The organism is Luteibacter sp. PvP120, assembly GCF_054055715.1.
Genome location: NZ_JBSRXP010000003.1, coordinates 201,971 through 216,367, shown reverse-complemented (window position 1 = coordinate 216,367; position 14,397 = coordinate 201,971). Strand labels below are relative to the sequence as shown.

The 14,397-nt window shown below is 67.3% G+C and carries 10 protein-coding genes; 4 read left to right on the top strand and 6 right to left on the bottom strand.

Annotation, left to right across the window (positions count from 1 at the left end; all coding sequences use genetic code 11):
• Positions 1–57: 57 nt before the first annotated feature.
• Together ACVKN3_RS08165 and ACVKN3_RS08160 are read right to left on the bottom strand one after the other, a co-directional pair.
• Complete coding sequence (locus ACVKN3_RS08165; RefSeq protein ID WP_354514468.1) at positions 58–2,499, bottom strand: sulfite reductase flavoprotein subunit alpha; 2,442 nt, start codon at positions 2,497–2,499, stop codon at positions 58–60.
• Between the two features lie 4 nt (positions 2,500–2,503).
• A complete protein-coding gene (locus tag ACVKN3_RS08160; RefSeq protein WP_354514470.1) occupies positions 2,504–4,609 on the bottom strand; it encodes a TonB-dependent receptor in 2,106 nt (701 codons plus the stop codon).
• Between the two features lie 183 nt (positions 4,610–4,792).
• Between ACVKN3_RS08160 and ACVKN3_RS08155 the strand changes: the two genes are divergently transcribed.
• Genes ACVKN3_RS08155 through ACVKN3_RS08145 form a run of 3 tightly spaced genes read left to right on the top strand, consistent with a single transcriptional unit; the run spans position 4,793 to position 8,702 of the window.
• Positions 4,793–6,403 carry an OFA family MFS transporter gene (locus tag ACVKN3_RS08155; RefSeq protein ID WP_354514472.1) on the top strand — a complete coding sequence of 537 codons (1,611 nt, stop codon included), beginning with the start codon at positions 4,793–4,795 and terminating at the stop codon, positions 6,401–6,403.
• Between the two features lie 15 nt (positions 6,404–6,418).
• Complete coding sequence (locus tag ACVKN3_RS08150) at positions 6,419–6,856, top strand: hypothetical protein (RefSeq protein WP_354514474.1); 438 nt, start codon at positions 6,419–6,421, stop codon at positions 6,854–6,856.
• A complete protein-coding gene (locus tag ACVKN3_RS08145) occupies positions 6,804–8,702 on the top strand; it encodes a tetratricopeptide repeat-containing diguanylate cyclase (RefSeq protein WP_354514476.1) in 1,899 nt (632 codons plus the stop codon). The genes ACVKN3_RS08150 and ACVKN3_RS08145 overlap by 53 nt, the downstream gene beginning before the upstream one ends.
• 306 nt (positions 8,703–9,008) lie before the next feature.
• Here the strand turns inward: ACVKN3_RS08145 and ykgO are convergent, their stop codons facing one another.
• From ykgO to ACVKN3_RS08125, 4 genes are all read right to left on the bottom strand, one after another.
• Positions 9,009–9,134, bottom strand: coding sequence for a type B 50S ribosomal protein L36 (gene ykgO, locus ACVKN3_RS08140; RefSeq protein WP_029213509.1), 126 nt, complete (start codon positions 9,132–9,134; stop codon positions 9,009–9,011).
• Between the two features lie 88 nt (positions 9,135–9,222).
• Entirely contained in the window at positions 9,223–10,137 is a 915-nt protein-coding gene (locus ACVKN3_RS08135; RefSeq protein WP_354514479.1) for a LysR family transcriptional regulator, read from the bottom strand.
• A 346-nt stretch (positions 10,138–10,483) separates the two neighbouring features.
• Positions 10,484–11,119 carry a 3-oxoacid CoA-transferase subunit B gene (locus ACVKN3_RS08130; protein ID WP_354514481.1) on the bottom strand — a complete coding sequence of 212 codons (636 nt, stop codon included), beginning with the start codon at positions 11,117–11,119 and terminating at the stop codon, positions 10,484–10,486.
• Between the two features lie 10 nt (positions 11,120–11,129).
• On the bottom strand, positions 11,130–11,849 hold the full coding sequence (locus ACVKN3_RS08125; protein ID WP_036142040.1) for a CoA transferase subunit A: 720 nt from the start codon (positions 11,847–11,849) through the stop codon (positions 11,130–11,132).
• Between the two features lie 188 nt (positions 11,850–12,037).
• Between ACVKN3_RS08125 and gspD the strand changes: the two genes are divergently transcribed.
• Positions 12,038–14,392, top strand: coding sequence for a type II secretion system secretin GspD (gspD, locus tag ACVKN3_RS08120; RefSeq protein ID WP_354514484.1), 2,355 nt, complete (start codon positions 12,038–12,040; stop codon positions 14,390–14,392).
• Positions 14,393–14,397 lie beyond the last annotated feature (5 nt).

Sequence of the window (14,397 nt, the reverse complement as noted above, 5' to 3'; positions counted from 1 at the left end):
TAGGAGCGCACGATGTGCGCGATACGGGATGCCCGAGGCTCACGGCCGCGCAGCGGCTCAATAAACATCTCGCCGATAACGCCCCTCGGCCACCAGGTCATCCACGGCATCCTCACCCAGGATGCCGCGCAGCGCCGCATCGACGCCGGATGCCATGCCGACGACGGAGCCGCACACGTAGAGGGTCGCGCCGCGCGCCATCCATGCGATGAGTTCGTCGCTGGCGGCCAGCAGCTTGTGCTGGACATACACGCGTTCGGCCTGGTCGCGGGAGAAGGCGAGGTCGATCCGGGCAAGGTGCCCCTCCGCTTGCCACGCGTCCAACTCGTCCGCGAACAGGTGGTCGTGCCGGCGCGTACGTTCGCCGTAGATCAGCCAGTGACCGTGCGAGCCTTCTGCCTTCGCTTCGCGCAGCAGGCTGCGCAGACCGGCGATGCCCGTGCCGTTGCCGATCAGGATCATCGGCGCGGCGGGCGCGTGGCGGTGGAAGTTGTCGTTGTGGCGCACGCGCGCCTTGATGGGCTGGCCGGCTGGGGCGTGGACGCACAGCCACCCGGAACCGAGGCCGTGCCCTCCGTCCGGCGCCGTGGTCAGGCGGACGACAAGCTCGACGTTGCCGTCGGCGGCGATCGACGCGATGGAATACTCGCGGATCGGCGGTGGCTCATGGGCGGGGTGATGTGCCGGGTCATCGAGCAGCATGGGTTGCGCGTGAGCCACGGGTAGCGACGGTGCCTGGAGCGGTGCAGGCCCGTGCCCGGGATGAACCTCGAGGATATCGCCGGCCCGCCAGTGCGCACCGGCGGGCGGCAGGAGGCTCACCTTCCATACCTCGCCGGCGGCCGAGCCGGGATTGAGCCGTGTCCGCCCGCCGAGTACCCAGTCCTGCATGGCGGGCGTCTCCACCCGTGGCGCGCCGATGGGACGGCCGGTCACGCTGGCGAGGTGGTGTTGCCAGGTAGCCAGGGCCTGCGGGTCGGCACGGTCCACGTCCACCGTGGGGAAAAGGGCCGTGGCGCCGATGTTCGCAAGCCAGGTTTCCACGCGACGCGCAAAGCCGCAGAACTGCGCGTACTGCCGATCGCCGAGCGCGAGCACCGCATAGGCCAGGTCGGGCAGGTGGCTGGCGCGGGTGAGCGTCTTTCGCTCGAAGGCACGCGCCGCGTCCGGCGCCTCACCCTCGCCGAAGGTGCTTAGGACGAACAGGGCGTGGCGGGCGTCCGCGAGCATGCCGCTGTCCACGCGAGCCACCGGATGCACCTGTACCGGCAGGCCCGCCGCCTGCAGTTGTCCGGCGGTACGCCAGGCCAGCTGTTCGGCGAAGCCGCTCTGGCTGGCGAAGGCGATCAGCCACGGACGTCCATCAGCGAGGTCGGGATGGGCGACGGGTGAAAGTTGCAGGCGCGACGCGCGCGCTTCCCGTTTCTTCCGCCGTCGATCCAGGTAAAGCATCCAGCCCGTCACGAAGAACAGCGACATGCCGCCCGCCGAAACCATGACGACCACGCGGCCGGGCAGGCCGAAGAAGCTGCCGGAGTGCAGCGCGAAGACGCTCGCCAGCGCCTTGCGGCCCGCAGGCATGTCCGCGTACCTCTCCTGCGAGAGCACGGCGCCCGTGGCCGGGTCCAGCGCCAGGCTGTCGTAGGCGCGGTCATGCGGGCCTTCGCCCACCTGCACGCGCGCACTCGCTGACTGGCCCGGTTTCCCGGGCAGACGCAGGTCCAGGTAGCCGCTGTCGAGCCCGGGCACGGCCTGTGACAGGCCGGCCTGCAGGCGTGCGAGGTCGAGGGTGCCGAAGCGCTGCTTCGGTGCGCCGGCCGCCCGCTCGGGGGTGCCCCCCAGCAGGCTGGTCACGGCGGTGCGGTACCAGCCGTACGACCACCACAGGCCGGTCAGGGCGATCATGAGATACACCACCATCACCCAGGTGCCGACAACCGAGTGCAGGCTCCACAGGAAGCTGCGGCCGTCGCGACGCCACGCTACGGCGAACCAGGTGCGCAGGCTCCACCAGCGCCGTGGCCAGCGCATGTAAAGGCCCGAGAGGCAGAAGAACACCAGCGTGACGGCGCATGCGCCGGTGACCGCGCGGCCGGTGTCGCCCGCGGCCAGTCGCCGGTGCAGGTTCTCCACGAACGCGAAGAACGGTTCGCCCTTCAGTTCCGCCAGCCGTTGTCCCGTGTACGGATCGAAGTAGCGCCAGTGCTTCCGGCCGCCTTCGTAACGGGCCATCGAGACGCGCACGCCTGTGGCGTCCACGCGCAGGCGTTGCAACGCTCCTGTCTCGCCTTCGCCTGTGCGGGCCACGATCTCGGTGAGGGGCAGCACGTGCTCGCCGGCTTCGTGACGATGGACGACCTGCTCGAGCGACGGATTCATGCTCAGCAGGATCTCGTCCTGGAAGGCCAGCGTCGCACCGGTGATGCCCATGATCGCGAGCACCGTGCCGGCCGTGATGCCCAGGAACCAGTGGAGCTGGAAGAGCACGTTTTTCAACATCGGGTCAGAAATCCAGGCTGTAACCGACGGTGAGGGTGCGGCCCCGTCCCGCGAAATAGCGGGCCGGTTCGACCAGGGCGCTCTGGGAGTAATAGGTGATGTATTGGCGGTCGAACAGGTTGGCCACGCCGAGGTTCAGGCTGCCGCGGGGCAGGGCATAGTCCACGCCCAGGTCGAACAGCGCGTAGCCGCTGAAATCCTTGGCGGCTTCATCGAAATGCCGGTCGAACGCGTACTGGCCCTGGACGAAGGTCGACAGCTGGGGCGTCCACTGTGCCGACCAGGTGGCGATGACCCGGTTCGGCGCGATGTTGAGGCCATCCAGGCGTGCGTCCAGGCGTCCGTCGCCGTCGCTGTCGTACCGGCCACGCGTCCAGGCATACGACACGCCCAAACGATGCGTGTCGTCGACGCGATAGCGCAGCGCGGCATCGAGGCCCTCGATGGCGGTCTTCTCGCGCGCCATCTGGAAGGCGCCGTCCACGGCGATCACGCGCGTGCCGTAGGCCGAACGTGACTGGAACACGCTGACATCGGCTTCCCAGTCGTGCGTGCGCAGGCGCGCACCGAGCTCGGTGTTGCGGGTGAGCACCGGTTGCAGCGCGCGCAGGTCGGCCACCGAGGTGCCGACGGTGTTGATCGAGCGCAGCACGCGGCCCACATCGGGCATGCCGAAGCCTTCGGAGTAGCTGGTGTACACGTTGAACGTGTCGCTTGGTGCGTAGACCAGCCCCGCGTTGAACAGGTTCTGCTTGAACGACAGCGAGCCGCCCTGCACGTTCACGCGGTTGTAGCGGTAGAGGGTCCGGTAGCTGTCGATGCGCAGCCGGGAGTCCTCATGGCGCCACCCGCCCTGCAGGGTCAGTGCGGGAAGGAGTTTCACATCGGCCTGGACGAATCCCGCGAGGCTGCGGAACGAGGATTCCGGTACATAGGTGCGCCCGGTGCCGTACAGGTCCTGCTTGCCGCTGTCCCACAGCGTGTCGATGCCGGCGGTCAGCTTCAGGTGGTCGTCGAACAGGTCGTCCCGACCCAGGCTGGTCTTCGATCCCCATTTCGACGCCACGGAGCGCGACTGGTCGTACAGCGTGCCTATCGGTGCGATGCGTGGATCCTGGAAGGTCGACGAGTTGTCGGCGCCGAACAGGCCTTCGAATCGCTGGTTGAAGACCATGGCCTTCAGTTCCATGCCGGCCAGGTCGTGATGGGTGTAGCTGAGTCCGGTCGTCCAGACGTCGTTCCGCGGCGGCGTGCCTGGCGGGGTGCCGCGCGCGGACGTCGTGGGAACGCCGGCGTCGCGATCGCCCGGCACCGTGACGTACTCGGCCTTGGACGTGATGCGGTAGCGGTTGGTGCTGAATTGCAGTTCCTGGTTGTCGTCGATCCAGTAACCGAGCTTCGCGTGCAGGTCGTAGGCGCGCGTGGCCATGAGGTCGCCTTGCGTCACGTCGGTGCCGATGGCCTTGCCGTTGCCGTCGCGCCACAAGCCCTGGTCCTCGTACCCGGCACCCAGCAGGTAATCCCAGCGACCGCGGTTGCCGCTGATGCGGTAGTCCGCGCGGTAACCGGCCGTTTCGCTGTTGGCGCCGCTTGTCGGGAGGGTCGTCTGCACGCCCAGGTGCTGGTTCACGGCGCCGGGTTCCGGACGACGCGTGATCAGGTTGATCGTGCCGCCCGTGGCACCCAGGCCGTTCATGGCGTTCGCACCCTGGATCACCTCGATGCGCTCCACCATCGCGTAATCGATGGTGTGTGCTTCGCGACCGGTAGGGCGCAGCGGGTTGGACTGCGGAATGCCGTCGACGAGGATCAGTGGCGTCCGTCCCCGCAAGGTCTCGCCACTGCCGTTCATCTTGCCGCGGCTTGGGGTATACGAAGGAATCAGGTTCGACAGCACATCGGAGGTGTTACTGCTGAGCCGCAGTTGTTGTTCGATGGCTTCGCGGTCGATCACCACGACGGTCTGCGGTGCCGTGTGGGCGTCCTGGTCGGTGCGCGAGGCGGTGACCACGACCTTGTCGAGCGTCTGCGGCGGGCGGGCGTCGTCGGCCAGGGCAAGCGACGGGACGAGAAACGGGGCGGCAGCGAGCAGCCGGGAAGAGAGGGGCACCAGAGGTCCTCACGAGAGGGGAGGGCGTGGCGATCTGGCTGGCCCGGATGAACCGCAGATTATTGCGACCGCACATCGATACGTCAACGCGCGCCGTCATACCAACGTAGGGTGGCATTGCCCGTCAACCTGCCTAAGATGCGATCCGGGGCACGACGATTTTCACAGGCAGGGGGACATCACATGGCGGCAGGCTTGCTGGCACGGGAACGCACGATCGCGGGTCCGGGATTCAATCGCTGGCTGGTGCCCCCCGCGGCACTGGCCATTCACCTGTGCATCGGCATGGCCTACGGTTTTTCCGTGTTCTGGCTGCCGATGACGAAGCTGGTACCCGGCGCCGACGCCGCCCTGTGCGCGAGCCAGGGTTTCCTCGACCAGCTGACCACGACCACCTGCAACTGGACGGTGCCTTCGGTCAACCACATCTTCGAGACCTTCATCGCCATGCTCGGCCTGGCGGCGGCGATCTGGGGCGGCTGGCTGGAACATGCCGGCCCGCGCAAGGCGGGCTTCATCGCCGCATGCTGCTGGGGCGGTGGCCTGGTGCTGGGCGGCATCGGCGTCGCCATCCACCAGCTGTGGCTGGTCTACCTCGGCTGTGGCCTGCTGGGCGGTGTCGGGCAGGGGCTCGGCTACATCACGCCGGTATCGACGTTGATCAAGTGGTTTCCGGACCGGCGCGGACTGGCCACCGGCTTCGCCATCATGGGCTACGGCGGCGGCGCGATGATCGGTGCGCCTGTCGCAGTCAAGCTGATGGACGTGTTCCGGGACGGGGACATCGCCGGTGTGTCGCGGACGCTCATCGTCATGGGCGTGCTGTATTTCGTGGTGATGTCGCTGGGTGCCTTCGGTTTCCGCGTGACCCCCAGCGGGTGGAAACCGGTCGGTTACCAGCCGGTCGCAACGAAGGCCGCGATGATTTCGCAGGGTCATGTCCATCTCGATCGCGCGTGGAAGACGCCGCAGTTCTGGCTGATCTGGGGCGTGCTGTGCATGAACGTCACCGCCGGCATCGGCGTGCTGTCCATGGCCAGCCCGATGCTGCAGGACGTGTTCGGTGGCCGCCTGCTCGGCGTCGGATCGGATGTCGCGTTCAGCACGGTGCAGAAGGCGTCGATCGCCGCCGCCGCGGCCGGTCTGGTCGGCCTGATCAGCCTGTTCAACTCGCTGGGCCGACTGGCCTGGGCCTCGGCATCGGACATCCTTGGCCGCAGGACCACCTACACCGTGTTCTTCCTGCTCGGTATCGTCCTGTACTGCCTGCTGCCGAGCCTGGGTCACATGGGGCTGGCGGCGCTGTTCGTGCTGACCGTCTGCCTGATCCTTTCGATGTACGGCGGTGGGTTCGCCACGGTGCCCGCGTACCTGGCCGACATCTTCGGCACGCAGATGGTCGGTGCCATCCACGGGCGCCTGCTGACCGCGTGGTCGGTGGCGGGCGTCGCCGGTCCGGTGCTGATCGCCGGCATCCGCGAGGCCCAGCTGGGCGCGGGCGTGGCAAAGAACCTGGTCTACGACCGCACCCTGTACCTGCTGGCCGGCCTGTTGCTGGTGGGGCTGGTCTGCAACCTGCTGGTGCGCCCCGTCGATCCGCGCCTGCACATGACCGACGCCGAGCTGCAACGCGAACGCGCCTTGCAGCACGAAGTCCACACCACCGACGCGAGCGTATCGGCGGCCGCGCGTGGCCCCTTCGGCATGACGGGCGTGCTGGCCTGGCTGGCGGTCGGTATTCCGTTCCTGATCGGTGTGTGGATCGCCCTGCAGAAAGCCGCGGCCCTGCTGTAACGCAGGGACAGGGCGATGCATACCGGCCAGTTGGCCTACTTCAACCCGAAAGCCCTTGCGGATATGATCCGCCCACGGCGCCTCGAGGGGAGGCACGACATCGGCCAGGGGTACGGCCTCTGCGCCCAAGGGACGAAGATGGGCACTGTAGTGGACTGGCTGGCGCGCGTCGGGGGCGATGCGTCGCTGAGGTACGCGTCGGCGGAATCGCTGGCGAAGGCCCTGGGGGATCACGATATCGAGGATGTCGTTCGCGCGCCCCTGGTGGCACGCGACGCGGAAGCCTTGCGGGCGGTCATGGACGGGCAGGGCATCTGGTTTTCCAGCCAGATGCCGGTGCACCCCGATCACGAGGAAGACCGGCCCCTCGATGACGAGGACGACGAGGACGACGACGAGGGTGAAGGCAAACCTCGTCGTTCCCCTCTGGTCCACCCCGACCCGTTGTCCTGACCCGGTGCGCGCGTTCGGCCAGCGCTGGATCGCGGCCCTGTTCGTACTCGGCATGGCTGCCACCGCGGCGTGCGCAGCGGCGTCCGCTGCGGGGGCAGGCCAGGCAGCGACCACCGCCACCGGCGCGGGCGAAGCGATATCGCCGGCCGCTGTCGACGCCACGCTGCGCGAAGCCGACGCGCTGAAGATCACCGACTTCGCCCGTTATTCGCGGCTGGTCGACGCCATGACGCCGATGGAGCCGCGGCTGGATACCGACCAGCGCGCCATGCTCCATTTCCTGCGCGGGTGGCGCGCCACCTGGCTGGGCGATTACGACACCGGCCGCGGCGAGCTGGAAAAGGTCATCGATCCCTCGGTGAACTCGGTGCTGCGCGTGCGGGCACTCGCCACCCTGATCAATCTTCTCGGCGTCGGGCACCGCTACCAGGAAGCCTTCCAGCGGCTGGCCGAACTGCAGGAGCTGCTGCCTTCCGTGCGTGATCGCAAGGCGCGTTTCCAGGCACTGGGCGAAGCGTCTCAGCTGCTCAGCACGGCGGGCCAGTTCGACCAGGCCGAGGCGTATGCCCGCGAGATGATGGCGCAGCCGCCACCGGGCGAGACGATCTGCAAGGGCGCCCAGCACCTGTTGCGGGCGCGGCGCGAAGCCAATCGGCTGTCGTCCATCGAGCCGGTGTTCGAGCAGGCCATCGAGACCTGCATGGCCCGGCATGAGGACGTCTTCGCCGAGAGCATGCGCGCGGATATCGCGGCGTTCTATCTCGACCACGGCCGCGCCGCCGATGCGGTGGCGCTGCTGATCGCGCATCGCGACAACCTGCGCGCGCTGGATTACCCGCAGTTGCTGAGCGAGTTCGATGCGTACCTGGCCCGCGCCTATCTCGCCCTGGGCGATCTGGCCAATGCGCGGCGTTTCGGTCTGCTGGCGGTCGCCGGGGCCATCCACGACGAGTTCACCGATCCGCGGCGCACGGGTTACCTGGTGCTGTACCAGGTCGAGGAGCGGCTGGGGCACGCGCCGCAGGCGCTGGCGTACCACGAGCAGTACATGGCGGCGGACAAGGCCTATCTGGACGACATCGGCGCCCGCAGCCTGGCCTTCCAGATCGTCGACCAGCAGCTGCTGGCCCGCAAGGCGGAAGTCGACACACTGAACAAGCAGAACGAGATCCTGCGCCTGAGCGGCGCGCTGGACCGCAAGCAGGTCGAGACCGGCCGCTTGTATATCTTCATTCTCGGACTGGCCCTGGTGGCCATCGTCTGGCTGCTGCTGTGGCTGCGGCGTTCGCAGCTGCGCTTCATGAAGCTGGCGCGCCGCGACGGGCTCACCGGCATCTGCAACCGCGAGCACTTCGTCGAGCAGGCCGAGCGCGTGCTGGCTTACGGCGCGCGGTCCGATCGCGGGCTATGCCTCATCCTGTTCGACCTGGACCACTTCAAGAACGTCAACGACACCTTCGGCCACGCCGTGGGCGACGAGGTGCTCAAGCGCGCCGTGAACGTGTGCCGTCGCTCGTTGCACGCGTGCGACGTGTTCGGGCGGCTGGGGGGCGAGGAGTTCGCCGTGTTGCTGCCGGACTGCAGCCCCGCCCAGGCGCGCGCCCGTGCCGAACAGCTGCGCCTGTCCATCGCCGCCACCTCGGCCACGCCATCGCACCCGGAACTGCATGTCACCGCCAGCTTCGGCGTAGGCAGCACGCTGCAATGCGGCTACGAACTGCACCGCCTGCTGGTGGTTGCCGACGCCGCCCTTTATCGCGCCAAGCGCGCCGGCCGCAACGGCGTCTTCATGGGCGACACCGGCGACATTCCCGATTCGCCGTATCTCACCGAGTCTGGGGCGTAAGCCGGGTAGGGGGCGTAAATCGCCCACATCGTGGGCTCCTACAGGGGTGCCGCGATTCCGGCAGGTGCATTAGATCGCCCACATCGTGGGCTCCTACAGAAGCGCGGCGATCCCGGCCCGTGGCGATTCCGAAACGTGACGATTCTGAAACGTGGCGATTCCGGCAGGTGTAGGAGCGCACGCACGTGCGCGAACCCTCACCGCGACAAAAGCGATCGATGCCTTACCCCCAACGGCGCGCGAGGGTGTAACGAACAAAAAAAAAGACCGCTTTCGCGGTCTTTTTTCTGAACCCGTCGCAGCCGATTAGCGCTGACGAGCCTTGAAACGCGGGTTGCTCTTGCAGATCACGAACACTTTGCCGCGACGGCGTACGACTTTGCAGTCACGGTGACGCGACTTCGCGGACTTCAAAGAGGAAAGCACCTTCACGGCCAGCTCCTGAAACTTTAAGGACAAGGAAAAACGGAATTGTAGCCATCCGCCTCCCGTTACGCAAGCGCTGGGAAAGATTCGCTTTTCAGGCAAGACCGAGCTTGACGCGCGCCTGGCGGACCGTACGCAGGAAACTGTCCAGCACGGGCGAGGTATTGTCCACGCGCGAGGCCACCGCAAGCAACAGGTAGGCTTCCGGATCGTCCACGCGGACGAAAGCGACCCCGTCCAGGTGCACCGCCCGCAGCGACGCGGGCACCAGCGCGAGGCCCAGGCCCGCGGCCACCAGCGGCAGCAGGGACGGGATCTGCTGGGCTTCCTGGCGGATATTGGGACGGAAGCGTGCCTTGTCGGCCAGCAGGCTGAGCCGGTCGATCAGGGTCGCGGCGTGCGCCCTCGGCGGGGCTACCCATCGCTCCGTGGCCAGTTCCTCCATGCGTACCGCGTCCCGCCGGGCGAGGCGATGATCGACGGGCAGGGCGATCACCAGCGGCTCGTGGTCGATCGTCTCGACGTTCAGCTGGCGCGCGTTGGCCACGCCTTCGGGGTGCGCGCGCAGCAGGCCGACGTCGATCTGTCCGCTGAGCAGCGCATCGTATTGCGCGCCGGTCAGCATCTCGCCGAGGTGCAGGCTGACGTTGGGCGCCTCATGGGAAAACCGCAGCAGGGTCTCGGGCAGGGCGGGGTGGAAGGAGACGGAAACGGCATAGGCCAGCTTCAGCTGGCCCGTGAACCCTGCGGCCGCCTCGCTGACCACGGTACGCGCGCTTTCGGCACGGGCCAGGATCGCCTTGGCCTCGATGAGGAACAGCCGCCCCGGCTCGGTCAGCGCCACACGCCGCCGATTCCGGTCGAGCAGGCGAACGCCCAGGTCCGCTTCCAGCGACTGGATCTGCTGCGACAGCGGCGGCTGCGAGATATGCAGTCGTTGCGCGGCTTGGGTGAAGCTGAGGGTTTCGGCCACTTCAACGAAGTAGCGCAATTGCCGAAGATCGAACATAGTCGCATTTCGTATAAGTGATCGCTGAAATATATATTGGCGAGAATTTCCTAGGAAATCTATGCTTCGCCTCGACCTGCCACCAACCCTCCCCCTGGGTCGGCAGGTCCCTCGCCCCGCAGCGACGCTAACTACCGGTATCTGGCCTACCTCCCCCCCCGAGGCCCATACCGAGGCGTTTGCTCCGGGGCGACTTTATTTCCGGTGTCCGGTCATTGTGCGCACGGCGGAATCGCGCACATCGTGCGCTCCTACGGCGGGAACGCGACGACGTGACAACCTGGTGTGTGTAGGAGCGCACGCACGTGCGCGATCCCCCTCACCGCCCATCACGCCTCACGGCCCGTCAGCCGGCCCGTGCAAAATCGCAGGCGGTGCTGGCGCGCAGGTGCGCCTCGTCCACGTTCGGGGCCATCTCGATCAGCACCAGGCCCTGGGGCGTGACATCGAACACGGCCAGGTCGGTGATGATGCGGTCGACCACGCCCTTGCCGGTGAGGGGCAGGCTGCATTCGGTCAGGATCTTCGGCGTGCCGTCCTTCGCGGTGTGCTCCATGACCACGACTACGCGTTTGACGCCGGCCACGAGGTCCATCGCGCCGCCCATGCCCTTGACCATCTTGCCGGGCACCATCCAGTTGGCGATGTCGCCGCCGGCGGTGACCTGCATGGCGCCGAGGATGGAAATGTCCACGTGGCCGCCGCGGATCATGGCGAAGGAATCGGCGCTGGAGAAGAACGACGCGCCTTGGCGGGCGGTGACGGTCTGCTTGCCGGCGTTGATGAGGTCGGCGTCCACTTCGTCCTCGGTGGGGAACGGGCCGATGCCGAGCAGGCCGTTCTCGGACTGCAGCCACACGTCCACGCCCTCGGGCAGGTGGTTGGCCACGAGCGTAGGCAAGCCGATGCCGAGGTTGACGTAATCGCCGTCGGAGAGCTCCAGGGCGGCGCGTTGCGCCATCTGTTCACGGGTCCAGGCCATGGTGTTCTCCTCAGGCGCGCACGGTGCGCTGTTCGATGCGCTTGGACGGCGCGGGATTGTGCACGATGCGATCGACGTAGATGCCGGGCGTGTGGATCTGGTCCGGGTCCAGCTCGCCCACCTCGACCATGATCTCCACCTCGGCGACGCATACCTTGCCCGCCGTGGCGGCCATCGGATTGAAGTTGCGCGCGGTCTTGCGATAGACCAGGTTGCCCGAGGGGTCGGCCTTCCACGCCTTGACCAGGGCCACGTCGGCCACGATGGATCGCTCCATCACGTACATGTGGCCGTCGAACTCGCGGGTTTCCTTGCCCTCGGCGACCTGCGTGCCGTAACCGGTGCGGGTGAAGAAGGCGGGGATGCCCGCGCCGCCGGCGCGCAGCTTCTCGGCCAGCGTGCCCTGCGGCGTGAAATCGACCTCCAGCTCGCCGGCGAGGTACTGGCGCTCGAATTCCTTGTTCTCGCCCACGTAGGACGAGACCATCTTGCGGATCTGGCGGGTTTCCAGCAGCAGGCCCAGGCCGACGCCGTCGATGCCCGCGTTGTTGGACACGGCGGTGAGGCCCTTGACCCCGGAATCGCGCAGCGCCTGGATCAGCAGTTCGGGGATGCCGCAGAGCCCGAAGCCCCCCACGGCGATGATCTGTCCATCGGCCACGAGGCCGGCCAGCGCCTCGTCGGCGGTGGCGACGCGTTTGTCGCGGGAAGGCGACTTCACCTGGTTCATGCGTGTCCAGTCCATCCGGTCGGACCCGCCGCCGGTTCGCCGGCCATCATAGCCGAGGGCCGCCCGGGGATGCCGCAACGGCGCGTAAGGCTGGCGCTTTGTGTGAGGCTCCCTTTAGAGTTAGCGAAATAGGCGAACACCAGGGGTCGGTGTATCGTGCCGCGTCCAACGAGGGAGTACGTTGTTCCATGCTCAAAAGTCCCCTGATCGGCGCCACGGCGCTCGCGGTCGCACTTGCCGGATGCCAGTCGCTGCCGCAACCGCGTGACGATGGATCGTTGCAGCGCGAAGCCATGGCCGGTACGGAACTGCCTGCCCCCCGGCCGCGCATTGCCCCGTCGACCAACCCTTCCTCGTCGGCGACCACCCAGCCGCAGATCACCACCGGCACCGGCCAGTTCGTCCGCCCCGTGGGTCTGGCCAAGCCCCGGCCGGTCGCGGCGGGCACCGGCACGGTGACCTTCAATTTCGAAAACCAGCCGGTCGAGGCGGTGGTCAAGGCCATCCTGGGCGACCTGCTGCACGAGAACTACTCGATCACCCCGGGCGTGCAGGGCAACGTGTCCTTCTCGACCTCGCAGCCGGTGACGGCCGAGCAGGCCCTGCCGATCCTGGAAACGCTGCTGTCCTGGACCAACAACGCGCTGGTGCACAGCAACGGCCGCTACGTGGTGGTGCCGGCGAAGGATGCCGTGGCGGGAAACCTCGTCCCCAGCCTGGGCGCCAATGCGCCGGCCGGCGGCCTGCAGGCGCGGCTGTTCCCGCTGCACTACATCTCGGCCACCGAGATGCAGAAGCTGATCAAGCCGTTCGCGCGGCCGGACGCCACGTTGCTGGCCGATCCGACGCGCAATGTCATCGTCATGGCCGGCACGCCTTCCGAGCTGGACAACTATCAGCGCACCGTGGCCACGTTCGACGTGGACTGGCTGCGTGGCATGTCGGTGGGCGTGTTCAGCCTGCAACGCGCGGAGGTCAAGGACCTCACGCCCATGCTCGACAAGCTGTTCGGCGACAAGGGCAATACGCCCATGGCCGGCCTGCTGCGCTTCATCCCGATCGAACGGACCAACTCGCTGGTGGTGATCAGCCCGCAGCCGGCGTACCTCGAGGAAGTCCGCAGCTGGATCGACCGCATCGACCATGGCGGCGGTAACGAGCCGCAGCTGTACGTCTACGACGTGCGCAACGTGCAGGCCTCCGACCTGGCCGATTACCTCTCCGACATCTACGGCGGCGGCTCCGGTGGCGGCGGTTCGAGCGACCGCGGCGGCAAGGTAGGCCCCGGCCTGACCTCCGGCTCGCTGGGCGGCGGAGATAACGACCTGGGCAACCGCGGCGGCTCGGGCCTGGGCAGCAACACCGGCTCGTTCGGCAACAGCTCGGGTTCGTCGTCGGGCTCGTCGGGCCTGATCAATACCACCGGCGGCCTGGGCGGCGGCTCGTACGGATCGAATGGCGGTTCCAGCTTCGGCGGCGGCAGTTCGATGGGTTCGGGCGGCGGCAGCGGCCTCGGCGACGACGACAACACCTCGTCGCGCCGCCAGCGCAACGGACCGATCACCACGGACGAAGGCGTGCGCATCACGTCGGTGGATTCGAACAACCAGCTGATGGTCCGTTGCCGTCCGGCCCAGTGGGCCGAGATCGAGCAGGCGATCAAGCGCCTGGACGCGGTGCCGCTGCAGGTGCAGATCGAGACGCGCATCCTCGAGGTGGCGCTGACCGGCGAGTTCCAGTTCGGCGTGCAGTGGTACCTGGAAGGCCTGGTCGGGTCGACCAACGGCCAGCCGACGCAGCCGGGCAACAAGCAGCAGTGGGCGCTGGGCAACGGTGGCGCCAGCTACGGCGGCGAGAGTTTCTTCTACTCCTTCGTCAACAACAATATCTCCGTGGCGCTTCGTGCGATGGAAACCAGCGGCAACACCAAGACGCTTTCCGCGCCGTCGCTGGTGGTGCTGAACAACCAGAAGGCGCATATCCAGGTCGGCGACCAGATTCCCATCACGCAGACCTACATCAACACCAACGCCAATTCGGACAACACCATCGGACAGCTGGAGTACAAGGACACCGGCGTGATCCTCAACGTGCGTCCGCGCGTGAATCCCGGTGGCCTGGTGTACCTCAACATCAACCAGGTGGTGAGCGCGCCCGGCCAGAAGGACACCGCCACGGGCAACTTCCCGATCCAGCAGCGCGAGGTGGCCACCCAGGTGGCCGTACAGAGCGGGCAGACGGTGTTGCTGGGTGGCCTGATCAAGCAGGACGAGGGCGTGACCGACACCGGCATTCCCGGCCTGAATCGCATTCCCGTCTTCGGCCGTCTGTTTGGCTCCACCACGCGCAGCCGCAACCGCACCGAGCTGATCGTGCTGATCACGCCGCGCGTCATCACCAATGGCGACGAAGCCAAGCAGGTGACGGACGAATACCAGCGCAAGTTCGAATCGCTGCGCCCGTATCGGAGTGATACGCCCACGTCGGGAACGACCCGGACCGGTAACGGCGAGCCGACGGTGACCGTGCCTCTGCATCCGTAGAGGCA

Bases quoted from the DNA above. Each gene is read 5' to 3' on its own strand.
- gspD (WP_354514484.1), top strand. From the start codon at position 12,038: ATGCTCAAAAGTCCCCTGATCGGCGCCACGGCGCTCGCGGTCGCACTT.
- ACVKN3_RS08130 (WP_354514481.1), bottom strand. From the start codon at position 11,119: ATGGCCTGGACCCGTGAACAGATGGCGCAACGCGCCGCCCTGGAGCTC.
- ACVKN3_RS08165 (WP_354514468.1), bottom strand. From the start codon at position 2,499: ATGTTGAAAAACGTGCTCTTCCAGCTCCACTGGTTCCTGGGCATCACG.
- ACVKN3_RS08155 (WP_354514472.1), top strand. From the start codon at position 4,793: ATGGCGGCAGGCTTGCTGGCACGGGAACGCACGATCGCGGGTCCGGGA.
- ACVKN3_RS08135 (WP_354514479.1), bottom strand. From the start codon at position 10,137: ATGTTCGATCTTCGGCAATTGCGCTACTTCGTTGAAGTGGCCGAAACC.
- ACVKN3_RS08150 (WP_354514474.1), top strand. From the start codon at position 6,419: ATGCATACCGGCCAGTTGGCCTACTTCAACCCGAAAGCCCTTGCGGAT.
- ACVKN3_RS08125 (WP_036142040.1), bottom strand. From the start codon at position 11,849: ATGAACCAGGTGAAGTCGCCTTCCCGCGACAAACGCGTCGCCACCGCC.